The sequence below is a fragment of the Kitasatospora sp. NPDC054768 genome, assembly GCF_053612025.1.
This window is the reverse complement of the sequence record NZ_JBSHBN010000035.1, coordinates 22,827-46,362: the sequence shown is the minus strand read 5'-3', so window position 1 is coordinate 46,362 and position 23,536 is coordinate 22,827. Positions and strand designations below refer to the sequence as shown.

Annotated in this window: 27 protein-coding genes; 18 read left to right on the top strand and 9 right to left on the bottom strand. The window is 71.5% G+C overall.

Translation table 11 applies throughout. The annotated features are described in order from the left end of the window. Window positions 1-56 precede the first annotated feature (56 nt). The 10 genes from ACWGKU_RS13775 to ACWGKU_RS13730 all read left to right on the top strand — a co-directional run bounded on the left by ACWGKU_RS13775 (window position 57) and on the right by ACWGKU_RS13730 (window position 10,502). Complete coding sequence (locus tag ACWGKU_RS13775; RefSeq protein ID WP_452178299.1) at window positions 57-1,019, top strand: ABC transporter ATP-binding protein; 963 nt, start codon at window positions 57-59, stop codon at window positions 1,017-1,019. 183 nt (window positions 1,020-1,202) lie between these two features. Beyond that, complete coding sequence (locus tag ACWGKU_RS13770; RefSeq protein ID WP_452178300.1) at window positions 1,203-2,456, top strand: glycosyltransferase family 2 protein; 1,254 nt, start codon at window positions 1,203-1,205, stop codon at window positions 2,454-2,456. A 2-nt stretch (window positions 2,457-2,458) separates the two neighbouring features. Continuing rightward, a complete protein-coding gene (locus ACWGKU_RS13765; protein WP_452178330.1) occupies window positions 2,459-3,754 on the top strand; it encodes a nucleotide sugar dehydrogenase in 1,296 nt (431 codons plus the stop codon). A gap of 159 nt (window positions 3,755-3,913) precedes the next feature. Further along, window positions 3,914-5,209 carry a DUF445 domain-containing protein gene (locus ACWGKU_RS13760; protein ID WP_452178301.1) on the top strand — a complete coding sequence of 432 codons (1,296 nt, stop codon included), beginning with the start codon at window positions 3,914-3,916 and terminating at the stop codon, window positions 5,207-5,209. Window positions 5,210-5,323: 114 nt separating this feature from the next. Further along, entirely contained in the window at window positions 5,324-6,364 is a 1,041-nt protein-coding gene (locus tag ACWGKU_RS13755; RefSeq protein WP_401047226.1) for an adenosine deaminase, read from the top strand. Between the two features lie 180 nt (window positions 6,365-6,544). Next, complete coding sequence (locus ACWGKU_RS13750; protein WP_401047216.1) at window positions 6,545-7,117, top strand: toxin-antitoxin system HicB family antitoxin; 573 nt, start codon at window positions 6,545-6,547, stop codon at window positions 7,115-7,117. Between the two features lie 117 nt (window positions 7,118-7,234). Continuing rightward, entirely contained in the window at window positions 7,235-8,074 is an 840-nt protein-coding gene (locus ACWGKU_RS13745; RefSeq protein WP_401047213.1) for a DUF4097 family beta strand repeat-containing protein, read from the top strand. Then, on the top strand, window positions 8,074-9,018 hold the full coding sequence (locus ACWGKU_RS13740; protein WP_452178302.1) for an ATP-binding cassette domain-containing protein: 945 nt from the start codon (window positions 8,074-8,076) through the stop codon (window positions 9,016-9,018). The genes ACWGKU_RS13745 and ACWGKU_RS13740 overlap by 1 nt, the downstream gene beginning before the upstream one ends. Then, the gene (locus ACWGKU_RS13735) at window positions 9,015-9,800 is read left to right on the top strand and encodes an ABC transporter permease (RefSeq protein WP_452178303.1); all 786 of its coding nucleotides are present in this window, start codon (window positions 9,015-9,017) and stop codon (window positions 9,798-9,800) included. The genes ACWGKU_RS13740 and ACWGKU_RS13735 overlap by 4 nt, the downstream gene beginning before the upstream one ends. A 111-nt stretch (window positions 9,801-9,911) precedes the next feature. Beyond that, complete coding sequence (locus tag ACWGKU_RS13730) at window positions 9,912-10,502, top strand: hypothetical protein (RefSeq protein WP_401047204.1); 591 nt, start codon at window positions 9,912-9,914, stop codon at window positions 10,500-10,502. A 181-nt stretch (window positions 10,503-10,683) separates the two neighbouring features. Here the strand turns inward: ACWGKU_RS13730 and ACWGKU_RS13725 are convergent, their stop codons facing one another. Both ACWGKU_RS13725 and ACWGKU_RS13720 read right to left on the bottom strand, forming a co-directional pair. Continuing rightward, a complete protein-coding gene (locus tag ACWGKU_RS13725; RefSeq protein ID WP_401054218.1) occupies window positions 10,684-11,082 on the bottom strand; it encodes a hypothetical protein in 399 nt (132 codons plus the stop codon). 413 nt (window positions 11,083-11,495) lie between these two features. Continuing rightward, a complete protein-coding gene (locus tag ACWGKU_RS13720) occupies window positions 11,496-11,951 on the bottom strand; it encodes a GNAT family N-acetyltransferase (RefSeq protein WP_452178304.1) in 456 nt (151 codons plus the stop codon). Between the two features lie 305 nt (window positions 11,952-12,256). Here ACWGKU_RS13720 and ACWGKU_RS13715 point away from each other — a divergent pair, with 305 nt between their 5' ends. Next, on the top strand, window positions 12,257-12,514 hold the full coding sequence (locus ACWGKU_RS13715) for a hypothetical protein (protein WP_401054222.1): 258 nt from the start codon (window positions 12,257-12,259) through the stop codon (window positions 12,512-12,514). A 235-nt stretch (window positions 12,515-12,749) separates the two neighbouring features. Here ACWGKU_RS13715 and ACWGKU_RS13710 read toward each other — a convergent pair whose 3' ends face one another. Together ACWGKU_RS13710 and ACWGKU_RS13705 are read right to left on the bottom strand one after the other, a co-directional pair. After that, window positions 12,750-12,935 carry a DUF397 domain-containing protein gene (locus ACWGKU_RS13710; protein ID WP_401054223.1) on the bottom strand — a complete coding sequence of 62 codons (186 nt, stop codon included), beginning with the start codon at window positions 12,933-12,935 and terminating at the stop codon, window positions 12,750-12,752. A 3-nt stretch (window positions 12,936-12,938) separates the two neighbouring features. After that, complete coding sequence (locus ACWGKU_RS13705) at window positions 12,939-13,790, bottom strand: helix-turn-helix domain-containing protein (RefSeq protein ID WP_401054225.1); 852 nt, start codon at window positions 13,788-13,790, stop codon at window positions 12,939-12,941. Window positions 13,791-14,019: 229 nt separating this feature from the next. Between ACWGKU_RS13705 and ACWGKU_RS13700 the strand changes: the two genes are divergently transcribed. The 3 genes from ACWGKU_RS13700 to ACWGKU_RS13690 all read left to right on the top strand — a co-directional run bounded on the left by ACWGKU_RS13700 (window position 14,020) and on the right by ACWGKU_RS13690 (window position 14,928). After that, on the top strand, window positions 14,020-14,385 hold the full coding sequence (locus ACWGKU_RS13700; protein ID WP_452178305.1) for an ATP-binding protein: 366 nt from the start codon (window positions 14,020-14,022) through the stop codon (window positions 14,383-14,385). After that, entirely contained in the window at window positions 14,382-14,645 is a 264-nt protein-coding gene (locus tag ACWGKU_RS13695) for a hypothetical protein (protein ID WP_452178306.1), read from the top strand. The genes ACWGKU_RS13700 and ACWGKU_RS13695 overlap by 4 nt, the downstream gene beginning before the upstream one ends. A gap of 124 nt (window positions 14,646-14,769) precedes the next feature. Beyond that, complete coding sequence (locus ACWGKU_RS13690) at window positions 14,770-14,928, top strand: helix-turn-helix domain-containing protein (protein ID WP_452178307.1); 159 nt, start codon at window positions 14,770-14,772, stop codon at window positions 14,926-14,928. 799 nt (window positions 14,929-15,727) lie between these two features. Here ACWGKU_RS13690 and ACWGKU_RS13685 read toward each other — a convergent pair. Then, entirely contained in the window at window positions 15,728-17,353 is a 1,626-nt protein-coding gene (locus ACWGKU_RS13685) for a NaeI family type II restriction endonuclease (protein WP_452178308.1), read from the bottom strand. A 170-nt stretch (window positions 17,354-17,523) separates the two neighbouring features. On the opposite strand from ACWGKU_RS13685, the gene ACWGKU_RS13680 reads away from it, so the two are divergent. Further along, complete coding sequence (locus ACWGKU_RS13680; RefSeq protein ID WP_452178309.1) at window positions 17,524-17,769, top strand: hypothetical protein; 246 nt, start codon at window positions 17,524-17,526, stop codon at window positions 17,767-17,769. Between the two features lie 189 nt (window positions 17,770-17,958). Here ACWGKU_RS13680 and ACWGKU_RS13675 read toward each other — a convergent pair whose 3' ends face one another. Both ACWGKU_RS13675 and ACWGKU_RS13670 read right to left on the bottom strand, forming a co-directional pair. Then, complete coding sequence (locus tag ACWGKU_RS13675) at window positions 17,959-18,246, bottom strand: zinc-binding dehydrogenase (protein ID WP_452178310.1); 288 nt, start codon at window positions 18,244-18,246, stop codon at window positions 17,959-17,961. Window positions 18,247-18,314: 68 nt separating this feature from the next. Continuing rightward, a complete protein-coding gene (locus tag ACWGKU_RS13670) occupies window positions 18,315-18,770 on the bottom strand; it encodes a MarR family winged helix-turn-helix transcriptional regulator (protein WP_359901949.1) in 456 nt (151 codons plus the stop codon). Window positions 18,771-18,958: 188 nt separating this feature from the next. Here ACWGKU_RS13670 and ACWGKU_RS13665 point away from each other — a divergent pair, with 188 nt between their 5' ends. Then, window positions 18,959-20,425 carry an MFS transporter gene (locus ACWGKU_RS13665; RefSeq protein WP_401044971.1) on the top strand — a complete coding sequence of 489 codons (1,467 nt, stop codon included), beginning with the start codon at window positions 18,959-18,961 and terminating at the stop codon, window positions 20,423-20,425. Between the two features lie 114 nt (window positions 20,426-20,539). Here the strand turns inward: ACWGKU_RS13665 and ACWGKU_RS13660 are convergent, their stop codons facing one another. Beyond that, complete coding sequence (locus ACWGKU_RS13660) at window positions 20,540-21,385, bottom strand: SDR family oxidoreductase (RefSeq protein WP_401044933.1); 846 nt, start codon at window positions 21,383-21,385, stop codon at window positions 20,540-20,542. 116 nt (window positions 21,386-21,501) lie between these two features. Between ACWGKU_RS13660 and ACWGKU_RS13655 the strand changes: the two genes are divergently transcribed. Beyond that, complete coding sequence (locus tag ACWGKU_RS13655) at window positions 21,502-22,092, top strand: TetR/AcrR family transcriptional regulator (protein ID WP_452178311.1); 591 nt, start codon at window positions 21,502-21,504, stop codon at window positions 22,090-22,092. Between the two features lie 49 nt (window positions 22,093-22,141). Here ACWGKU_RS13655 and ACWGKU_RS13650 read toward each other — a convergent pair whose 3' ends face one another. Next, the gene (locus tag ACWGKU_RS13650) at window positions 22,142-22,708 is read right to left on the bottom strand and encodes a TetR/AcrR family transcriptional regulator (protein ID WP_452178312.1); all 567 of its coding nucleotides are present in this window, start codon (window positions 22,706-22,708) and stop codon (window positions 22,142-22,144) included. A gap of 101 nt (window positions 22,709-22,809) precedes the next feature. Between ACWGKU_RS13650 and ACWGKU_RS13645 the strand changes: the two genes are divergently transcribed. Next, entirely contained in the window at window positions 22,810-23,532 is a 723-nt protein-coding gene (locus ACWGKU_RS13645; RefSeq protein ID WP_452178313.1) for an NAD(P)H-dependent oxidoreductase, read from the top strand. Window positions 23,533-23,536 lie beyond the last annotated feature (4 nt).

Here is a 23,536-nt window from a genome sequence, read left to right as displayed (position 1 = left end):
GCACCCCTCCCACCGCACCCCTCCCACCGCACCCCTCCCATCCCGAAGGAGCTCCCATGGCACTGATCGAACTCCAGGACGTCCACCGCACCTTCACCGTACGCACCCGCACGGGCCGGTTCAGCCGGGCCAAACGCGAGGTCCGGGCGGTGGACGGGCTCGGCTTCACCGTCGAGGCCGGCGAGTGCGTCGGCTACATCGGGCCCAACGGGGCCGGCAAGTCCACCACCATCAAGATGCTCACCGGCATCCTCGTCCCCAGCTCCGGACGGCTGCGGGTGGCCGGCGTCGACCCGGCGCGCGAACGCGTCGCACTGGCCCGCCGGATCGGCGTCGTCTTCGGCCAGCGCACCACCCTCTGGTGGGACCTGCCCCTGCGCGACTCCTTCGAACTCGCCCGCCGGATCTACCGCATCCCCGACGCCCGGTACCGCGAGAACCTCGGCCGCTGCGTCGAACTGCTCGACCTCGGCGGACTGCTGGACACCCCGGTGCGCCAGCTCTCGCTCGGCCAGCGGATGCGCGGCGATCTCGCCGCGGCGCTGCTGCACGACCCCCAGGTGCTCTACCTGGACGAGCCGACCATCGGCCTGGACGTGGTCAGCAAGGGCCGGGTGCGGGAGTTCCTGCGCGAGGTCAACCGGGACCGGGGCACCACCGTGCTGCTCACCACCCACGACCTGACCGACATCGAGCAGCTCTGCGGCCGGGTGATGGTGATCGACCACGGCCGGGTGGTCTACGACGGCGGACTGGAGGGCCTGCACGCCACCGGCCGCAGCGAGCGGACGCTGGTGGTGGACCTCGCCCAGGAACTCGCGCACCCGGTCGAGGTGCCCGGGGCCCGGGTCACCAGGGTCGAGGGGCCGCGCCAGTGGCTGGCCTTCCCGGCCCAGGAGAGCGCCGCGCCGATCGTGGCGGCGGTCGCCGCGCGCTACCCCTTGGTGGACCTGTCGGTGCGCGAACCGGCCATCGAGGACGTGATCGCCCGGATGTACGCGGAGGTCGCGATCGGCTGACGGGACGGACGCGCGGCGGCCGGGGGCTCTCCGGCCGCCGCCCGGCCGCCGTACGCCAGTGCCACAGCCGGGCGCGCGTTCGGTTCCCCGTCGCCGGTGCGGGTGATCATCGTGACCCCGGGCCTCCACCGTGAGTTGACCCGGCATCACTCGCCGATGCCGGAACCGGAGGCCCGCCCCCCGATGGCCGTACCCGACGTGACCGTGGTGGTCGCGGTCTACAACACCATGCCGTACCTCACCGCCTGCCTGGACTCGCTGGTCGGGCAGTCCCTGGCGCCGGGGCGGCTGGAGGTGGTGGCCGTGGACGACGGCTCCACGGACGGCGGCGGGGAGCTGCTGGACGAGTACGCCGCCCGCCACCCAGGGCTGTTCACGGTGCTGCACCAGCCCAACTCGGGCGGCCCGGCGGGCCCGACCAACCGCGCCCTGGAGCTGGCCCGCGGCCGCTACGTGCTGTTCCTCGGCGCGGACGACCGGCTCGGCGAGGAAGCGCTGGAGCGGCTGGTCACGGCCGCCGACACCTGGGGCTCGGACGTGGTGGTGCCCAAGCAGATCGGGGTGAACGGGCGGCTGGTCCCGCAGGGGATCTTCCACGCCGACGCCGAGTCCGTGGACTTCACCGACTCCGCGCTGGCCTGGGCGCTGGCCGACACCAAGCTGTTCCGGCTCGACCTCCTCCGGCGCCACGGGCTGCGCCGCGACGAGCGGTTGAAGGTCTTCTCGGACCAGCCGTTCACCCTGGAGGCCTGCCTGCGGGCGGCCCGGGTGTCCGTCCTCGCCTCCTACGACTGCTACTTCCTGGTGCTGCGCGAGGACCGGGGCAACGTCACCGAGCGGGCCGGGGTGCTGGACCGGTTGCGCGGGATCGCCGCGTTGCAGCAGGTGGCGGCGGAACTGGCGGAGCCCGGAGAGGAGTTGGACGCCATCCGGGCCCGCGGCTTCGGCTGGGACGTGCCGCGCCTGCTGCAGGAGGGCTTCCTGCTGCTGGCCGAGGACGTGCAGGAGCGGGTGTGCGTCGAGGTCGCGCGGCTGGTCGAGCGGTTCGGCGCCCGCGAGGTGTACCGCCGGCTGCCGTCCGCCGAGCGGGTGCGGCTCGAACTCGCCTGCGCGGTGCGGCCGGAGGCGCTGCGCGACCAGATCCGCTACGAGGCGGCGCACGGCGATCCACCCGTGGTGGTGGACGGCGGGCGGCGGTACGCGCGCTTCCCGGCGTTCCGGGACGCCCGGCTCGGCCTGCCGGACGAGCTGTTCCTGCTGCCGGAGGACGAGGCCGCCTCTGAGGCCGCCGCCGAGGCGGTCGGGAAGGCCGCCCCGCGGCTCGACCTCGCCCGGCAGCTGTGGCGCGGGCTCGTCCCGGAACAGCTGCGGCGCCGGCTGCGGCGCCACCCGGCGTGGCGCCGGCTGGCCGACTCGGTGAACGGAGGACGGGGATGAGCCTGGACGTCTGCGTGGTCGGCCTGGGCAAGCTGGGCCTGCCGCTGGCGGTGCAGTTCGCGCTGAAGGGCCACCGGGTGACCGGCGCGGACACCGCCCCCGGCGTGGTGGAGAGCGTCAACCGGGGCGTGCCGCCGTTCCCCCGGGAGGCGGGTCTGGACCAGGCGCTCAAGCGCGTCGTCGCCGAGGGCCTGCTGCGGGCCACCGCCGACACCACGGCCGCGGTGGCCCGGGCCGAAGCCGTCGTACTGGTCGTCCCGCTGGTCACCGCCGCCGACGGCAGCCCGGACTTCGCCCTGCTCGACGCGGCCACCGACGCCGTCGCGGCCGGGCTGCGCCGGGGCACCCTGGTCAGCTACGAGACCACCCTGCCGGTCGGCACCACCCGGGAGCGCTGGGCGCCCCGGCTGGCGTCCCGGTCGGGGCTCGCGGCCGGGAGGGACTTCGCGCTGGTGTTCAGCCCGGAGCGGGTGCGCACCGGACGGGTCTTCGCCGACCTGCGGCGCTACCCCAAGCTGGTCGGCGGCCTGGACGCGCCCTCCACCCGGCGCGGCGCCGAGTTCTACCGGGCGGTGCTGGACTTCGACCCGCGCCCGGACCTGCCCCGGCCCAACGGCGTCTGGGAACTGGCCTCGACGGAGGCGGCCGAGTTCAGCAAGCTCGCCGAGACCACGTACCGGGACGTCAACATCGCGCTGGCCAATCAGTTCGCCCGGTACGCGGACGAGGTCGGGGTGGACTTCGCGGAGATCGCCGACGCCTGCAACTCGCAGCCGTACAGCCACCTGCACCGGCCGGGCATCGCGGTCGGCGGGCACTGCATCCCGGTGTACCCGCGTCTCTACCTGTGGAACGACCCGGGCGCGACGGTGGTCCGGGCGGCGCGCGAGGCCAACCTGGCGGTTCCGGGGTACGCGGTGGGCGTGCTGGCGGGGGCGGTGCCGGGCGGGATCGCCGGGCAGGGCGTGCTGGTGCTCGGCGCGTCGTACCGGGGCGGGGTCAAGGAGACGGCGTACTCCGGGGTGTTCCCGCTGGTCGAGGCGGTGCGGTCGGCGGGTGCGCGGCCGTACGTCAGCGACCCGCTGTACGAGGCGGAGGAGTTGGCGGCGCTCGGGCTGCCGCCGTACGGCGGGGAGCCGGTGGTGGCGGCGGTGCTGCAGGCCGACCACCCGGAGTACCGGGACCTGACGCCGGCGGACCTGCCGGGGGTGCGGGTGCTGCTGGACGGGCGGCGGTGCACGGACCCGAAGCGCTGGGCGGGCGCGGAGGTGCGGCGGATGGTGCTGGGCGGGGCGTGAGGCCCGGGTTGTTCGGGGCGTCATGCCCGGTCGGTTCGGGTGTGAGGCCCGGTCGGTTCGGGGCGTGAGGCCCGGGCTGTTCGGTGCGTCACGCCCGGCGGGGGCGTGTGATCGCGAGGCGCGCCCCCGGCCGCGCCGGGCAACGGGCAGACTGGCGGGGTGAGTGACGATGCCTTCAGCGGGACCGGCCCCGGGGTCCGGTTCACCGCGGCCGACGAGCAGAAGAGACGCGGCGTCCGCCGGATGAAGACCATCGCGACCGGCCTGCTGGCCTTCGCGACCCTGGTCTTCGCCCTGTCCACCTGGGCCGGGGCGGCCGGCGCCGGCCCCTGGGCGGGGTACGTGGCGGCCGCCGCCGAGGCGGGCATGGTCGGCGCGCTGGCCGACTGGTTCGCGGTGACCGCGCTGTTCCGCCGGCCGTTCGGCCTGCCGATCCCGCACACCGCGATCATCCCGACCAAGAAGGACGCCTTCGGCCGCTCGCTCGGCGACTTCGTCGGCGAGAACTTCCTCTCCGGCCACGTGGTCCGCGGCCGCCTGGCGGCACTCGGCATCGGCCGCCGGCTGGGGGAGTGGCTGGCCGCGCCGGGCAGTGCCGAGCGGGTCACCAAGGAGGCCTCGGCGGCGCTGCGCGGCCTGCTCGCGGTGCTCCGCGACGACGACGTGCGGGCGGTGGTCGCCGAGGCGGTGACCAGGCGGGCCGCGGCCACCTCGGTGGCCGAGCCGATGGGCCGGATGCTCGGCAAGGTGGTCGCGGACGGCGGGCACCACGGGGTGGTGGACCTGGTCGCCGTCCGGGCGCACGGCTGGCTGACCACCAACCACGAGGACGTGGTCCGCAAGGTGACCCAGAAGACCCCGGGCTGGACGCCCCGGTTCATCGACCACCAGGTCGGCGAACGGGTCTACAAGGAGCTGCTGCGCTTCGTCACCGACATCCGGGACGACCCGGACCACCCGGCCCGCGGCGCGATCGACAACTTCCTCGCCGACTTCGCGACCGAGCTGCAGACCGACCCGGAGACCATCGCCCGGGTCGAGCGGGCCAAGGGCGAGCTGCTGGCCCGCGCCGAGGTGCAGGACCTGATCAACTCCACCTGGGCGGCCGTGCGCACCCTGGTGATGGGCGCGGCCGAGGACGAGGACAGCGAACTGCGCCGGCGCATCCGCGACGGCGTGCGCCGCTTCGGCGAGCGCCTGTCCACCGACCCCAAGCTCCAGGCCAAGGTGGACGGCTGGCTCCAGGACGCCGCCCAGTACCTGGTCGACACCTACCGCACCGAGATCACCTCGCTGATCTCCGAGACGGTGGCGGGCTGGGACGCCGACGACGCCTCCCGCAAGATCGAGGCCAACGTCGGCCGCGACCTCCAGTTCATCCGGATCAACGGCACCGTGGTCGGCGCCCTGGCCGGGCTGCTGATCCACACCCTGGCGGTGGCGCTCGGAGGGTGACCCCGGGCACGGCCTATCCTTGCCAGCAACTGTCTTCAGTACGCGCGTAGAAGGAAGAAGGGAACCACCGTGGTCCAGCCGGACGGAAGTCGGATCGGCCCCAACCCCAGTCGGATCGAGCCCGCAGACCGGAGCATCGAGGCGTTCATCGCCGGGATGCCCAAGGCGGAACTGCACGTCCACCACGTCGGCTCGGCCTCGCCGCGCGTCGTCGCGGAACTGGCCGCCCGGCACGCCGGGAACTCCAAGGTGCCGACCGACCCGGCGGCGCTCGCCGAGTACTTCACCTTCACCGACTTCGCGCACTTCATCGAGGTCTACCTGAGCGTGGTGGACCTGGTCCGGGACGCCGAGGACGTCCGCGCGCTCACCTACGGCGTCGCCGAGGACATGGCCCGGCAGAACATCCGGTACGCCGAGCTGACCATCACCCCGTACTCCTCGGTCCGCCGGGGCATCCCCGAGGTCGCCTTCATGGAGGCGATCGAGGACGCCCGGCTGCGCGCCGAGAAGGAGCTCGGCGTGGTGCTGCGCTGGTGCTTCGACATCCCGGGCGAGGCCGGGCTGCAGTCCGCCGAGGAGACCGCCCGGCTGGCCACCGAGCTGGGCCCCGACGGCCTGGTCAGCTTCGGCCTGGGCGGCCCGGAGATCGGCGTGCCGCGCCCGCAGTTCAAGCCGTACTTCGACCGGGCCCGGGCGGCCGGCCTGCGCAGCGTCCCGCACGCGGGCGAGACCACCGGGCCGGAGACGGTCTGGGACGCGATCCGGATGCTCGGCGCCGAGCGCATCGGGCACGGAACCCAGGCGGTGAAGGACCCGGCGCTGGTCGACCACTTGGGCGAGCACCGCATCCCGCTGGAGGTCTGCCCGACCTCCAACCTCGCCACCCGGGTGGTGGAGCGGATCGAGGACCACCCGATCAAGCGGATGGTCGACGCCGGGCTGCTGGTGACGGTCAACAGCGACGACCCGCCGATGTTCGGCACCGACCTCAACACCGAGTACGCGGTGGCGGCGCGACTGCTGGGCCTGGACGAGGCCGGGGTGGCGGGGCTGGCCCGCAACGCCGTCGAGGCCTCCTTCCTGGACGGGGCGGGCAAGACCCGGCTGGCCGGGGAGATCGACGCCTACCTGGCGGGCTGGCAGCAGGCCTGACCTTCCCGCGGTCGCGTTTCCCGCGGTCGCGTTTCCCCTGGTGAACCGCCCCGTTGACCTCGGTCGGCGGGGCGGTTCCGTGCTCGGGTGCCGGCCGCGCCACCCTCGTTCCGGTGGTGGCGCCAAAGTGGTGCCACAAATGGCTCGACATGGCGCCACCGCCGTGCCATGCTTACGGCCATGGACCTCACGCCGTACGTGGAAAACCTCCGGAACGAGCTCGCGGTGGCCGCCGCCACCGGCGGGGACGAAGCCCGTGCGCTGGCCGAGCGGCTCACGCTCCCGCTGGAGTCGGCCGTGCGGCTCACCCTGCTCAACGCGCTCTCGGCCGCCATGGGCGAAGTCACCCGCGACCTCGCCCCCGGCTCGGTGGACGTGCGTCTGCGCGGGCTCGACCCCGAGTTCGTGGTGACGGCGCCGCCCGGCTCGGACGCCTTCCACGGCGATACGGCGCCACAGCCGGCACCGATGGCGCCACTCGTGCCACCGGTGGTGCCGCCGGTGGTGTCTTCGGCGGCGCCGGAGCCGGACGAGACCGGCACCGCCCGGATCAACTTCCGTCTGCCCGCCCACCTCAAGGCCAGGGCGGAGGAGGCCGCCGCCGAGGCCGGCCTCTCGCTCAACGCCTGGCTGGTCCGGGCCCTGGCCGGCGCCCTGGAGGGCGGCGAGCCGGCCCGCCGGCCGGTGGCCGATCCGGGCAGCCGGGTCGCGCGCAGCGTCGGCGGCCAGGGCTTCACCGGCTGGGTCCACTGAGGCCTCCGCAGTACCCCGAGCATCCGCACGACCTCCCGCACCACCTTCTGCACCTTCGACGTCACCCCCGCTCCGACCAGCGGGAACATCCACACGAGTCACAAGGACGGGACAGCCATGCCTACGTACGAGACCGACGGACCGATCTCCGCCATCCTCGAATTCGACATCGGCTCGGTCTGGATCAAGGCAGGCAAGCGCACCGACGCGGTGGTCGAGGTCCGGCCCGCCAATCCGGCCAAGGAGGCGGACGTCAAGGCCGCCGAGCAGACCCAGGTCGACTTCTCCGGTGGCCGGCTCGGCATCAAGGCCCCCAAGCAGCGCAGCGTCTTCAGCGGCAAGAAGGGTGCGGTCGAGGTCCTGGTCGAGCTGCCGGCCGGCTCCGAGGTCCACAGCGAGTCGCCGATGGCCGAGTTCGTCACCGAGGGCCCGCTCGGTGCCTGCCGGCTGAAGACCTCGCTCGGCCGGATCCAGGTCGAGAGCGCCGAGAGCGCCCGGCTCGACAGCGGCTTCGGGGACGTCCGGCTCGGCGCGACGACCGGGGACGCCGAGGTGACGGGGGCCGGCCGGATCGAGATCGGATCCGTCGGGGGCCGGCTGACGGTGAAGAACAGCAACGGCGACACCGAGGTCGACGAGGTGCACGGCGAACTCCACGCCAACGCCTCCAACGGCCGGATCCACGTCGGCCTCGCCGAGGGGAACGTGGACGCCAAGTCGGCGCACGGCCACATCCGGGTCGGCCGGGTGGTCCGCGGCAAGGTCACCCTCCAGACCAGCGTGGGGGACGTCGAGGTCGGCATCGCGGAGGGCACCGCGGCCTGGCTCGACGTGCACAGCAAGGTCGGCGGCGTCCGCAACGACCTCGGCCCCACCCAGGGCCCGGGCGACGCGGTGGAGACGGTCGAGGTCCGCGGCCGCACCCAGGTCGGCAACGTCGTCGTCCGGAGGGCCTGATGGCGGCCGACTCCGCGGTCCCGGCGATCTCGGCGACCGGACTCACCAAGTCCTACGGGGACAAGGCGGTCCTGAGGGGCGTCGACCTGGAGATCCCGGCGGGCAGCGTGTTCGCCCTGCTCGGGCCCAACGGCGCCGGCAAGACCACCACCGTGCAGATCCTCTCCACCCTGATCCCCGCGGACGGCGGCTCGGCCCGGGTGGTCGGGCACGACGTGGCACGCGAGGCCGACGCGGTGCGGAAGGCGATCGGGGTGACGGGCCAGTTCTCGGCGGTGGACAACCTGCTCACCGCCGAGGAGAACCTGATGCTGATGGCCGACCTCAACCACCTCCGCCGTCGGGAGGGGCGGAGGCGGACGGAGGAACTGCTGCGGCGCTTCGATCTCACCGAGGCCTCGCGCAAGGCCGTCACCACCTTCTCCGGCGGCATGCGGCGCAAGCTCGACCTCGCGATGACCCTGGTCGGGGGCCCGAAGGTGATCTTCCTGGACGAGCCGACCACCGGGCTGGACCCGCGCAGCCGGCGCACCATGTGGGAGATCATCCGGAGCCTGGTCGCCGACCACGGGGTGACGGTCCTCCTCACCACCCAGTACCTGGAGGAGGCCGACCAGCTCGCCGACCGGATCGCCGTCCTGGACGGCGGCCGGATCGTCGCCGAGGGCACGGCCGAGGAGCTGAAGCGGTTCGCCCCCGGCGGGCGGATCCGGCTCCGGTTCGCGGACGCCGGCTCGCTGGCCACCGCCGCCGCGCTGTTCGAATACGCCACGGCCGACACCGAGGCACTGCGGCTGGAGATCCCGGGGGACAACTCCGTCCTCACCGTGAAGGCCGTGCTGGACGTGCTCGACAACGCGTCCGTGCAGGCCGAGTCGTTGGTCGTGGAGACGGCCGACCTGGACGACGCGTTCCTTCAACTGACCGGGGAGGGCGTGCGATGAGCATGGCCACGGGCACGGCCGGCCACGCGCTCAGCGACTCGCTGACCATGCTGCGCCGCAACCTCAAGCACGCGCTGCGGTACCCGTCCCTGACCTTCGCGGTCGTGGTGATGCCGGTCATGATGCTGCTGCTCTTCAACTACGCCTACGGCAGCACCCTGGGCGCCGGAATCGGCGGCGGCAACTACATCGACTACGTGACGCCCGGCATCGTGCTGATGGCGGCCACCTCCGGGTCGCTGGTCACCGCGATCGGCATCTGCACCGACATGACCGAGGGCATCGTCAACCGCTTCCGCACGATGGCCATATCGCGCTCCGCCTTCCTGGCCGGGCACGTGGTCGGCAGTGTCATCCAGACCATGATCGGGCTGGTGCTGGTGCTGGTGATCGGCACGGCCCTCGCGATGGGCTTCCGGCCGAACGCCGGACCGGTGGAGTGGCTGGCCGCGATGGGCCTGCTGCTCTTCCTCACGATCGCCCTGACCTGGATATCGGCCGGCATCGGCCTGGTGGCCAAGACGGTCGAGAGCGCCAGCAACATGCCGATGCCGCTGCAGTTCCTGCCCTTCATCGGCAGCGCCATCGTGCCGACCGACTCCATGCCGACGGCACTGCGCTGGTTCGCCGAGTACCAGCCCTTCACCCCCATGATCGAGACCCTGCGCGGGCTGTTGATGGGGACCGGGATCGGCACCAGTGCCTGGAGCGCCCTGGCCTGGTGCACCGTGCTGACGCTGGTCGGCTACTTCTGGTCGCGGAGCGTCTTCTACCGGCGGTGACGGGGGTACGGCCGGTGCACCCGGCGGCCCGGACGACGGAGCATCCGTCGTCCGGGCCGTCCGGCATCCCCGTAGTAAAGTCCCGGCAAAGGACAACTCCGGGGGGAGCAAATGACGGTGACGCGCCGCAAGCAGGTCGTGTGGTGGCTCCGGGGCGCGGCGCTGGCGGCCCTCCTGGTGTACCTGCCGGGCTACTTCTCCTCCCGCCAGGGCGGGCTGGTCGAGGTCGAGCGCTGGCTGAACCACCCAGTGCTGCTGCTCGGGACGACGATCGCGCTGGCCGTGGCCTCGGTGGTGGCCCGGTTCGAGTTCCGCACCAGATGGGCGCAGATCGGTTGTGCGGCCGTCCTGTCACCGCTCCTCGTCATCGGGGCGGGGGTCGGAGCCGTGGCGTACATCTTCGGCGGTGACGGCCGGCTGGTCGACCGCAAGCCCGACCCGAACCGCTCCGACCACGTGCTGCGCGTCACCGACATCGCCTTCTCGATCGATCCGGTCTACCGGGTGGAGTTGTTGACGGGAAGCGGCTGGTCGGCCCGCCACTGGGGCCTCGGCACCTGGGAGGAGGGCGACGGCTTCGTCAAGGCCGAATGGTCCGCCCCGGGCCGGATCACGGTGACCTTGCAGAAGGAGATCGAGGTCTTCACCGTGGACGAGGACGGGACGCTGGGCGGCCCCTCGGCCATACCCCGGCCCCGCTAGAGCTGTCGTAAGGTCCGTGCCGAAGATCAGTGAACCGCCGGGGGGGCGAAGGTGACAGCGGCACGTCGCAAGCAGATCGCGTGGAGGCCCCGGGAGGAACCCTGTCCCGGGCCCGCTGAAGAGCCGGCCCTTCTCCGGGGGCCGGAGGAGGGCCCGGGTCCTTCACATCAGCGAGGTGGCGTCACCAGCGGTCGACGCCCATGGTCCTGGCCGCGCTGTGGACGGCGTTGTAGTGCGGGATCGACATGTCGGACTTCTTCTGGCCCGCCGGAAGGTTCCGGTCAGCGGCGCGGAACTCGTCGCGGGCCTCCGCGAGCAGGCTGGTTCCGTGGGAGACCGGGACGTCCTTGGTGCCGTGCGCCGGGTGGGACTTGGCGGCCGTCCTGCTGCCCGCGTTGATCAGGGTGCTGCGGGCCTGGTTGTAGTCGGCGACCTTGACGGTCTTCGGGTTGCGGAGCTCCGCCCGCACCCCGGCCGCCGACGGCGCCTGTTCGGCGGCGACGGCGGCCGGAGCGGCAGCGGTGGTGAGCGCACCCGTCACGAGGACGGTCGCGAAGGCGTTCCGAAGGGACCTGTGCATGAGGGTGTCCTTCCGATGGGAAAGCGTCACGGATTCGCCCCTCATGAGCACCGGAACGGTCAGGGTGCGAACGCCTCCGCTCTACCCCGGCCCCTGGCGGCGGAAAACCGGCTTCCGCTCAGGAAGTTCGCCGACGATGAGATCAGGCCTTTGCCTGATTGTGCGTTCATGGGATCAGCGCAGTGGAACGGGGGGGCCCCACCCCGTTCGGGTCCGCCAGCGGTGTGGAGCCGGCACCCTTCCGACTGTGGAGCGCCAGGCCCGGGTTGCACGGACTCTTCCTACTGAAAGTAGGACGTGCTCTGGTAGCACCGCTGACGCCTGACGAGGAATCATCTCCCTCGCGATGTCGAAAATATTAGCAGCTCAGCACCCGTGCGACGAATCGCGGCCGGGCGGATGGGCGCCGTCGGTCAGAGCTCTCTCGTCATGAACGCGCTGTTCGGGTCGGGCCGGTAGTCCGCGAACGGTTCGCAGGGGACGAATCCGAACTTTTCGTACAGCTTCCTGGCCGGCAGGAAGAAGTCGGGCGTGCCGGTCTCCAGGCTCAGTTTCGTGAAGCCCATGCGCCTGGCTTCGGTGATGATGTGCTCCAGCAGCAGGGACGCGACGCCGCTCCGCTTGCGCAGGGGTGCCGTGCGCATCGACTTCAGTTCGGCGTGGTCTGCGTCCAGTTGCTTGAGAGCGCCGCAGCCGACCAGGACGCCGTCGTCCCGCACCGACCAGAACGTGATCCCGGGCCGACGGAGGGCGTCGAGATCGAGGGCGTGGGTGCTGGTCGGTGGGGAGATGGCCCGCATCTGCTGGACGTGCTCGTCGAGGAAGCGGGCGATCTCGGGGCCGGAGAGGTCGTCGGTCGCGATCTGCACTGTTGCTCCTGTCCCGGGTCGGGAAACGCGGAAGGGTCCGGCACCCGTGTGGATGCCGGACCCTTCCGATCGTGGAGCGCCAGGCCCGGGTTGCACGGACTCTTCCTACTGAAAGTAGGACGTGCTCTGGTAGCACCGCTGACGCCTGACGAGAGATCATCTCCCTCGCGATGTCGAAAATATTAGCAGCTCAACACCCGTGCGACGAATCGCGGCTGGGCACCCGGGGGCGCCGTGCGTCCACTCCGCGACCACGGTGCCGCCGGCGACCTGCCACACTCGTGCGGACGCGGATGGAGGGGCGGATGGCAGAGCAGAAGAGCGGGGCGTCGGGGGTCGGGGATGCGGCCGGGGAGATGGCGCTCGATGTCGAGATGTCCTCGAAGGGGCTCCGGGTTCTCCGGTTTTCGGCGCCGGATTCTCGGCAGTTCCACAACACCGTGCGGTTCGTGGCAGTTCTTGCCGTCATCGTTGTCCTGGGCAGGGCGTGGCTGGCGACAAAGGAGCCAGCGGAGCGGCATGAGTCGACCCAGTGCGGTTGTTGCACGGCGGACGGGGTGTAGTCGCTCGTTCAGGGGCGATGAAAAGCGGAAGGGCCCGGCACCCGTGTGGATGCCGGACCCTTCCGATCGTGGAGCGCCAGGCCCGGGTTGCACGGACTCTTCCTACTGAAAGTAGGACGTGCTCTGGTAGCACCGCTGACGCCTGACGAGAGATCATCTCCCTCGTGACGTCAGGAATATTAGCAGATCAGCACCCGTGTGCCGAATCGCGGCCCCGGCCGGTGCAGCGGGGGAGTCAGGCGTCGAACTCGCCGGCGCGGATCGCGGACACGAGGTCGCGCCATTCGTCGGGGGTGAGTTGGGCGATGGCTTCGGGCAGGAGGCTGCTACGGACGTAGACGGCGTCGGGGCCTATGGCCACCTCGGGGCAGCTTGCGCCATCGGGGCAAGCTTCAGGGCGCTTCCAGCGGAGTGTTTCCATGGCTTAGATCTCTTTCTTGATGAGCCGGATGGCATCACGGGACTGGCTCTCGGTGAGAGACCGCTCGGTCATCCTGTCGATGATGTAGCGGTAGTTCTCCAAGTGCTTCTGCTCATGCAGGAATGCCGGGCCGCCGACGGCGTCGAGCTGGACAGTGTCGAGCCGTTTCACAGGGCCGTTGGCATGGATGACGCCTTGTCCCGCGCCCATGAACCCGTTGGTGCTGAAGGTGATCACCCGAAGTGTCACATGAGGAAGTTCCGAGTACTCAAGCAGCCTGTCAAGCTGTCGCCTGGCAGCATCACGGCCGCCGAACAGCATGCGCAGGGCGGCCTCGTGCACCAATGCCGAGTATGGCTCAGCTCCGTCTCGCATCAAGAACGTCGAACGCTGCACTCGATGCTCAACGCGGGCTTCCAGGAGGCGCGGTGAGAGCGGCGGGTAGACATCCTGGAAGATTGCCCGCCCGTACTCCTCGGTCTGCATAACGCCGGGAACATGCGAGACCTGATACGTGCGCATTCCCTTGGCGAAGTACTCCATCTCCGCGATGTCCAGGAAGCCGACCGGCACGGAACCGCGAAAGTCCTCCCACCAGCCTCTGTGGCGCTCCTCGGCCATGGCGCCGAGTGCCTCGATGTAGGTGGCATCGCTCTCCTGGAAGTCGGAGGCGAGCATCCTCACGCGTTCGGCGCTGATCGGGTACTGCGCCTTCTCGATCTGCGTGATCTTCGTTCGAGAGAACCCAAACAGCGCGGCAGCCTCGGCAGTTGTGCGTCCGGCGCAGTCGCGCATCTTCCGCAGCTCGATGCCGACTCGTTCCTGCCGGGCAGACGGGGTGGTTCCTGGTGGCATGCCCCAAGCATCCATTGCAATTGCGTGAGGGGTCCAGCAATCCATCGATCGAGTGAAGAAACAGGTAGAAGTGCCGGTACATGTACCAGCGATGTCCTACAGTCGGTGACGCACCGACCACCGATGCGGGCGTCAGTAACGCTGCCCTGCACCGCAGAGCACCCATGTCCGGACTGGCTCACGGTGACTTCTCGCTCGGTTCATCCTTCCATTCCCCTTGGGAGACGCTGTGCGTAACCTCAACTCCCCCTCCCTCACCCTCTCCCGCGACGCCCTCCGCGACGGGATGACCAGTGCCGGCTGGCCGCCCTCCCTCATCGCGGACGCCGAACTCGCGATGGTCGAACTGATCGTCAACGCCTGGCGCCACGGTGAGACGACCTCCCCGGTCATCCTGATCCACCACCGCGCCAACACCCTGCGCGTCGCGGTCTCCGACCGCAGCCCCCTTCTCCCGGAACAGGGCCCCCTCGCCCTTCTCTCCGAGACCGGCCGGGGCCTCCAGCTCGTCGCCGGCCTCACCCACCGTTGGGGCGTCGATCCCCAACACCTGGGCAAAACCGTCTGGTTCGAGCTGGACGGTGCTGTCGCGTGAGCGCCCACCACCCCATTCACCCCGCCGACCCGGCGCTGCTGCACCTCACCTCGCGCCAGGTAGCCCAACTCATCGTCGAACTCCGCACGGAAGGAAGAGAGTTCGGCCTCCTCTGGCCGTCCGCCAGCCCCGGCGACATCAACCTCCACGGCCGGCGCCTGGTCGACATCGGCAACGTCCCGGCCAGCACTCTGGTCAACCTCCTCGCGCTCATCCGCGAGTTCAGGCGCAACCGCGATGTCCACCACCGGGCCGAGTGATCGTTTACCGGATCAGTGCTCTTATACGATCTGAATCCTTGAGCGCAGACCCCTGCTGCAGCTGGGGTCGGCTCTTCCTTGGCCGGAGGCGCAAAGCGACGCGATTCGGTGCGGTGTCAGTGGCGTGCATGAGGTTGATCGCAGCTGCCGAAGGGGGTGTTCCGCGATATTGTCCGGGCGTCGGTACCGGCTTGAACTCGACTCGGCGCAGGTCGGGTTGTGCGAGGTGTTCGGCGACATCTGCCGGGTGGTGTGGAACACCGCTTTGGAGCAGCGGCGGTAGTACCGGCGGCGGGGTGACGTGGATGGACTACGTTCCGCAGGCCGCCGAGTTGGTGGCGGCGAAGCGGGAGTTTCCGTGGCTTGGGGCTGCGCTGTCGCATGTGTTGCAGCAGGCGCTGCGGGACTTGGACCGGGCGTGCCGCGAGCACGGGACGTTCAGGGTCCGGTGGCGGTCGAAGGCCCGCTGGCCGCCGTCGTTCCGGTTCCCGGCGGGGAACCTGATCGCGGTGGAGCGGATCGGCCGCAGGTGGGACCGGGTGAAGTTCCCGAAGTTTGGCTGGGTGCGCTTTCGCTGGTCCCGGCCGCAACGTCCGGGCCAAGGAAGGGCTCAACCGGGCTATCCTCGACAAGGGTTGGCACGTGCTCGAACTCGCGCTGCGCAACGCGGCGCGGCGCGTACCACCGGTACCCGCGTGGTGCTGGTGAATCCCGCGTGCACGTCGCAGACCTGCAACGCCTGCGGGCACGGGGACCACGCCGACGTGTACGCCGCGAAGAACATCCTCAACGCCGCAGGGCATGCGGTGTCAGGGCGTGGAGATCTCGCCACGAGGCGGTCCGTGAAGCGCCAACCACCGGCGACGCGCACACGCGGAGGGCGAAGCCCTGCGGCAGGGATCCCCGCGCTTTAGCGAGGGGGAGAAGTCAAGAATCTCAACAACGCGGTCAACGCGCTCTCCGACCTGCCACTGCGCGAGCAGGTCGGGCAGCTGGCGTACCGGCAGTGCGTGGCGCGCTCCCGCCCGTCGTTCGCTCAGTGATCCGGGGCCTCGCTCGGGGCATGCCGAGGTGCTCGCGGTTCAGGGCAGCGGAGTCTCGGTATCCTCGGGCCGGGCTCTGCGCCATGGCGTTCCGTCAATGTCGATGACGGGGCCGGGTCCGCCCTCGGCGGGTGCCAGCCGCATGCTGACCCACTCGCCCGGGCGGGGTTCGGGGATGCCCAGCCCGGTGAGTACCGACCGGTCCCCGAAGTGACCGGCAGTCACCAGAATGCCTTCGCGGCGAAGTCGAGGCAGTGTCTCGCGCAGTCGCCGCATGGGGTCCGGTGCGCGGCACACGGTCGCCAGATCGCTCCGGGTCAACCGCCTGCCCTGCGCCCGCCGGAACAGCTCGATCAGCCGTCGCGGTCCGGTGTCCTGCCCGAGAACGGCCTCCCGGTCCTCCTCGGTGAGTTGTTGCAGGACTCCGGTGCGGAAGTCCCCGTTCAACCGGATCCAACGGATCGCGTCGCGGCCCTGGCGGGTGAGTGGGGACCTGCGGTCCCGGTTGTACGACTCCCTCAGGTGCTCGGGCTGGAGCCGGATGACGCCATAGCTGTACTTTCCAGTGCGGTCGTCCGCCTCGGCAACGACGCAGAGCGACCCCACGAGTTCGGGTCCGAAGAGCCACATGCCGCTCCGAAGGAGAGTCCACTTCAGGTCGAAGCCGATGCCGTCCAGGGTGAAGTCGAGGTGTCCGGTGTCGTCCGTCAGCCCGAACTCCCGTTGCATCAGCCGGCGCACGGTCGAGCCGAAGAGCACCTTCTCGGCCTTCTCCAGTTGCCTCCACTCGTAGCGGCCGGTCCGGCCGCCGTCCAGCAGGTAGTCACCGGCGCTCTCGATCACTCCGGCGATCCGCGAGCCGGCCGGATCCAGCCGGGTCAACTCCCGTACCAGGTGTTCGAGCTCAGGGTCGGCCGAGTCCGGGATCTCGATCTCGAACAGGGACTGGGTGTCGCCGCCGCCATCGGACCGCGGGCCGGCCGGCGACTGCGAGTCGACCCGATCGTCGGTCACATCCGCTCTATCTGCTTCGTCAGCCCCGTCAGGTGTCGACGCGTCCGCCGACCGGTCCCAGGGCGAGGCGGTCAGCCAGTCCCGCAGCCGGGCCGTCTCGGCCCGGGCGGCCTGCGCCTCGGCCAGGGCCTCGTCACTGCTCGCGGCGATGTACTGGATCCGCTCCAGCATCTCGCCGAGCATGTCGTCCCCGATCACCGCTCCACCGGAACCTCCTGGAGCCAGCGAGGAGAGCAACTGCCTGGTCACAGCGACCTCGGCCGCCAACTGCAGGTTCTCCTGGTGCTTCTTCTGCAGTTCCTTCCGCAGGCGCTGGATCTCGGTGCTCCGGCGGTCCTCCTCCGGCTCCTGGCCCGCCCCGATCCGGCTGCCGTCCATCTGTTCGCGGGCGAGGGTGTAGAACTCCCGCACACGCTCTTGGGCGGCCTGCCGATCGCCACGTGTCGCGCGAACGCACACATCGGCCACGGCCTCTGCAAGACGCGGCGTGGCGTGCAGGTTCGTCCCGCGGAGCAGCCGATGCAGCGTTTGCTCTGCGGGAGGGTCCGCCGGCTCGTCGCGCATGGCCTCGACGAGCCGGCGGCGGAGTTCGGCCACGTTCAGGCCCGCGCTGTCGCGCAGGTCCCGCAGGTGCAGGACGAGCAGGTTCATCGCGGGACAGGCCCCGAGCGGATCGCCCTGGCGGCGCCCGCTGCGGATCCGTTCCGGTATCACCGAGGCCTCCAAGATCTCTCGGCAGTTCGCGCATTCTATCCGAGAGAATATGAGAGAAGGGCGAGCCGCCGACCACCTCGTGCAACCGTTGGGGCCGACTCCCACGAATGACCCAACGCCCGGCTCGCCGCCGCACATTGATCGACCTGCTGGCCTTCCTCGCAGTGCTGGCAACCGGGATCACCCTGGTTGCGCTGGAAGCCACGGGGATGACGGTCGTCATGGTGGCCGGTGCTCTCTCCACCCTCTATGCCGCGTGGACGGTGGGCAGCCGACGGCAGCAGCCTCCGGACCGGCTCGACGTCCGGGGCGCCGACGGGCTTCCCGAATCGCCCTCGTCGGCAAGCGGCTGAGACGGCTCTCGCCCTGCCAGGGGTGAGCATCGGGCGACCCGCGAACGCTGGTTCGACCGGCGCCCTGCGCCGCTTGGACCAGCACCTCCGTCCCCCAGGTGTCAGGGCGCCGGTATGTCACGTCCCGGCGCCGGCCGCGCAGGAAGTCGACCCGGCCGACCTCCTGCGCTTTCCTCTTCCGGGCTCCGGCTACGAGAAGTCCAGGACCAGGCGGCCGCGCAGGCCGCCCGCTTCCAGGGGGCGGTGGGCCCGGGCGGCTTCCTCGGCGGGCAGCACGTCCGCGACGTGCAGGGTCAGGGCGCCCGCCTCGGCCTGGCGGCGGAGGGCGTCCAGCCGCTCGGTGTCCGTGATGGCGTCCGTCACCATCACCGGGCGCACCCGGATGCGGGCCTCGCTGGGGCGTGTCTGCGGCTCGGGCAGCTCCAGGACGCGCAGGATTTCAGGGCCGCTGAAATCCTCAATTCCCTTGGCTCTCATGCCACTTGCAAGTCATCGCGCGGATCGGGTGTTCCCGCGTTCCGGGCGCCGATGCCGATGCCGAGTCCTCAGTCCCGTGGCCAGGGCCGCCCGTCGAGCCGCTCGATGCCGGTGTTGAAGCGGCGCAGGAAGCCGGCGAAGGAGGCTATGTCCTCCTCCGGCCAGTCCGTCATCACGAGGTTCAGTGCCCGTACGTGGGCCTCGCGTTCCGCTTCCAGGCGGTTCCGGCCCTCCTCGGTGAGGCGGAACTTGCGGGCGATGCCGCCGTCCGGGTCCGGGATGCGTTCGAGCAGTCCCGCGCTCTTCAGGGCCGCGGTCTGCCGGTTGAGGGTGGAGACGTCCAGGGCGAAGGCGTCGCTCAACTGCCCGATGGACATGGGCCCCTCGGCGTCGACCCGGCTGAGCAGGATGTAGGAACTGCGTTCGAGCTGGCTGCCCTCGGGGCGGGCGTTGACCTGGCTCAGGTCGCGGTGCCGGGCGAACACCAGGAATTCGAGGGCGACCTCGTGCGTGGGGCTGGTCATGTCGAAGTCCCTTCATCACCGCTTCGACCTGCGGTTTCTCCGTGGATCACCTTTCAGTATGCCAGAGGTATGCGTGGCCCACATGATGTGCACGACGCACATCATGTGTAAGCTGACCATTCTGTGTTCCATGCACATTGTGTGTTTTCTGCACACTCCTGCTCTTCGACTGCCCGAGGAGGCCCGTCATCAACGGCCCCGCCCCCACTCCCCGCACCGGTCCGATCGTGGCGGTGCTCGCCTTCACCGGCACCGTCGCCGCGATCATGCAGACCCTGGTCACCCCACTGATCAGCGAGCTCCCGCAACTCCTGCACACCAGCGCGTCCAACGCCTCCTGGGTCATCACCGCGACCCTGCTCTCCGCCGCCGTCTTCGTCCCGATCAGCGGCCGCCTCGGTGACCTGCTCGGCAAGCGGACGATGCTCATCGCCTCCTGCGTCCCGCTGCTGCTCGGCTCGGTCCTGTGCGCGGTGGCCGACTCCGTGGTGCCGATGATCGCCGGCCGGGCGCTGCAGGGCATGGGCATGGGCCTGGTGCCGATCGGCATCAGCCTGTTGCGCGACGTCCTGCCGCCCGAGCGGCTCGGCTCGGCGATCGCCCTGGTCAGCGCCTCCATGGGCATCGGCGGCGGCCTCGGCCTGCCGATCGCGGCCGGCGTCGCCGACTACGCCAGTTGGCGCGCGCTGTTCTGGGGCACCGCCGTGCTGACCGTCGTCATCATCGGCATGCTCTGGACCGTCATCCCGGCCCCCGCCGCGGACGGCCGCCCCGCCGGCGGCCGCTTCGACTTCGTCGGCGCGATCGGCCTCAGCGTCGGCCTGGTCTGCCTGCTGCTGCCCGTCTCCAAGGGCGGGGACTGGGGCTGGGGCAGCACCCGCACCCTCGGCCTGTTCACCGCCTCCGCCGCGATCCTGATGCTCTGGGCCCGCTGGGAGCTGCGCGTCCCCGAACCGCTGGTGGACCTGCGGGTCACCGCCCGCCCGCGGGTGCTGCTGACCAACGCCGCCTCCGTCCTGGTCGGCTTCGGCATGTACGCCCAGGCGCTGATCGTGCCGCAGCTGCTCATGCTGCCGAAGCTCACCGGCTACGGGCTGGGGCAGTCGATGCTGGCGATGGGCCTGTGGATGGCGCCCGGCGGGCTGATGATGATGGTCGTCTCCCCGTTCGGCGGCAAGCTGTCCGCCGCGCGCGGACCGAAGTTCACCCTGGCCGCCGGGGCGCTGACGATCGCCGTCGGCTACGGGCTGGCGCTGCCGCTGATGGGCTCCACCTGGGGCGTGCTGATCGTGACGATCGTCTGCAACAGCGGTGTCGGCCTGGCCTACGGCGCGATGCCCGCACTGATCATGAGCGCGGTGCCGCTGTCCGCGACGGCCTCGGCGAACAGCTTCAACACCCTGATGCGCTCGCTGGGCACCTCGGTGTCCGCCGCCGTGATGGGTGTGGTGCTGTCGCAGATGACCGTCAACCTGGGCGGGCACGCCTTGCCCTCGGAGGGCGGCTTCCGGGTCGGCCTGGTGATCGGCTGCGGCGTCGCGCTGATCGCGGCCGCCGTCGCCGCCGTCATCCCCGCGCCGCCCGCTCCCCAGCTGCGCGCCGTTCCCGCCCCGGAGGCGGGGGACGCCGAGGCGGCCAAGCCGGCCACGGCCTGAGGCCGGGACGGGTGGGGCCCGCCTGCCTGCGTGCGGCCCGCCTGCCCGGGCCCACCCGGGGGCGGCCCGCCCCGGGCGCGTTGTGCTCGCGCGTCCGGGGCGGCCGCGCCGGCGCTACCGGAAGGCCGGCAGGTTGCGCTCGACCCAGGCCCGGAAGGGCGCGGCCGGGCGGTGCAGCACGGCCGCCACGTCGGGGCTGACCGCCTGCTCGGCGGGGAGCGGGCGGCCGAGGACGTCCAGCGTCCCGGCGATCACCTGCTCCGGCATGAACCGCGCCAGGTGGGCGTGGGCCTGCTCCCGGGACAGCTCCACGAAGGCCACCTCCTCGCCCAGGGCCTCGGCGATGACCTCGGCCTGCCGGCGCGGTCCGATCGCCTCCGGTCCGGTCAGCTCGTAGGTGCGGCCGCCGTGGCCGTCCTCGCGCAGCACCGCCGCGGCGACCGCAGCGATGTCCGCCGGGTCGACCACGGGCAGCGCCACCCCGCCGAACGGCGCGAAGACCGTCCGCTCCGCCCGGACCGTCCCGGCCCAGGCGAAGGCGTTGGAGGCGAAGCCGCCGGGGCGCAGGACGGTGAAGTCCCGTCCGGAGGTGCGCACGGCGGCCTCGAACTCCCGCAGCCGGGCGTGCGAGGGCGCGTCCGGCCGGGTGGCGCCGACCTGCGAGGAGACCAGGACGATCCGCTCCACCCCGGCGTCCGCGACCGTCCTCAGCAGGGCTTCCGGGCTCTCGCCGTGGCTGTTGAGCTCGCCGCCCAGCAGGACGAACAGCGCGCGGGACCCTTCGAGGGCCGGGCGCAGGCCGGCGGCGTCGCCGAGGCCGCCCCGGGCCCAGCGGACCCCGGCCGCCGGGTGGTCGGGCTGCGGCTGCCGGGACACGGCGACCACCTGCTCGCCCGCCTCGGCCAGCAGCTCCACCAGCGTCCGGCCGATGTTGCCGGTCGCGCCCGTCACTGTGATCATTTCCGCCCCCAGGAGTGAGATGTCAGGAGTGAGATGTGCGGTCGAGCCAGTGAGTTAGTTGGCTGACTGAGAAAGACCGTAGCCGCCTTCCCGGGCGGCTGTCTATAGTCAGTCGGGTGACTGACTCAGTGAACCGGCGCACGGCGGCGTCGCAGAAGCGCCGACGGCTCACCGCGGCCGCGGCCAAGGTCCTGCACGAACAGGGCGTCGAGCGGACCACCCTCGCCGACATCGCGCGCGAGGCCGATGTCCCGGTCGGGAACGTCTACTACTACTTCAAGACCAAGGATGAGCTGGTCCGCGCCGCGCTCTCCGAGCACAGCGCACACCTGGACGACATCACCGAGCGGCTGGAGCGGTTGCCCGACCCGCTGGACCGCCTCAAGGCGCTGGTCGAGGCCTGGGTCGGCCGGCGTGACACCGCCGCCCGGCACGGCTGCCCGACCGGCACCCTGGCCGTCGAACTCGACAAGCGCGCCGACGGGGACCTCGACGCGGAGGCCGGCGCGGTGATCCGGCGGCTGCTCGACTGGGCCGCGGGCCAGTTCCGCGAGCTGGGCCTGCCCGACCCGGACGGCCTGGCCCTCACCCTGGTCGCCGGCTACCAGGGCATGTCGCTGCTCGCCAACGCGCTGCGCGACCCGGAGGTCATGACGCGCGAAGGAGGCCGTCTGCTGCGCTGGCTCGACTCCCTGCGGGCCGCGTAGGCCCGCTCTCCGCAGGTCCGCCCTCGGGCAGGCCCGGCGGGCCGGGGTCTCAGTCGCCGAGCATGCGGTGGGCGAGCAGGTGGAGCCCCGCCTCGACGCGTTCGGCGGACACGCCCCGGTCGCGGTGGTGGCGGTACAGCTCCGGGGCGAGCGGTGCCAGCAACTGGTCGGCGAGGACGTCCGGGTCCTCGGCCCGTGCCGCCGCGGCCAGCATCCGGACGTGCGCGCGCCAGAAGCCGTAGGCGCCGGTGGCCAGCCGGGTCGGGCCGGTCTCGGCGCCGAGCAGCAGGTGGGAGTGGCGCTCCAGCAGGCGGACCATCGCCGAGTAGAAGGCGCTCAGCCGCTCGGCCGGGGCGGCCGCCGGCTCCGGGCCCAATGGGCCCTCCCCGCGCAGGAGTTGCTCCTGGATCTCGTGCTCGTGGGCGTCCAGCAGGGCGCGCGCGATCGAGGCGCGGTCCGGGTAGCGGCGGTAGAGCGTGCCGCGGCCGACGCCGGCCGCCCGGGCGATGTCCTCCATGGTCACGGCGGCCGGGTCGCGGGTCGTGAACAACTGCTCGGCCGCCCGGAGCACCTTGAGTCGGTTGCGGGCGGCGTCGGCGCGTTCGGTCGGTGGCATGGGCCGATTCTAACAAGTGGACGCCCTGTCCACTTGATGGCTGGCATCGTCACCAGTCAAGCGGACGCAGTGTCCGCTTGTGAAATCCCGGGGGTACCGTCATGCCGCAGCTCCTCCACCTCGACGCCAGCGCCCGCCGTAGCTCGTTCTCCCGCCGGATCGGCGCGGCCTTCGCCGAGGCCTGGCGCGCCGAAGCGCCGCAGGGCACCTGCACCTACCGGGACCTCGCGGCCGAGCCCGTGCCGCCGATCGGCGAGGCCTGGACGACGATCTGCGACACCCTGCTCCGCGAGGGCATCGTCGAGCCCGACCGCTACGCCGAGGCGGTCCGCACCGACGCCGAGCGCGCCGCGTGGGCGGTCCTCGAACCGCTGCTCGCCGAACTGCTCGCCGCCGACGTCGTCCTGATCGGCTCGCCGATGTACAACTTCGGCGTCCCGGCGCAGCTCAAGCTCTGGATCGACCAGGTCACCTTCCCGAAGATGAACCTGCGGCCGCGGCGCTTCGTGGTCGCCTCCGCCCAGGGCGGCTCCTACCGGCCGGGCATGCCGCGCGCGCCCTTCGACCACCAGACGCGCTACCTGGTGGACTTCTTCCACGGGCACTACGCCGTCGAGGACACCCTGGTCATCGGCGCCGAACTGGCGAACGCGACCGTGGACCCGGCACTGGCCGAACGGCTCCCGCAGCACGAGGAGTCGCTGGCCGCCGCCCTGGCCGAGGCCGCCGAGGCCGGCCGGCGGCTGGCGCGCGAGGCGGTCGGGGTGGCCGGGGCGGTCGGGGTGGCCGCGGCGGCCGGGGCGCGTGCCGGCGGGCGGGGGTGAGGCG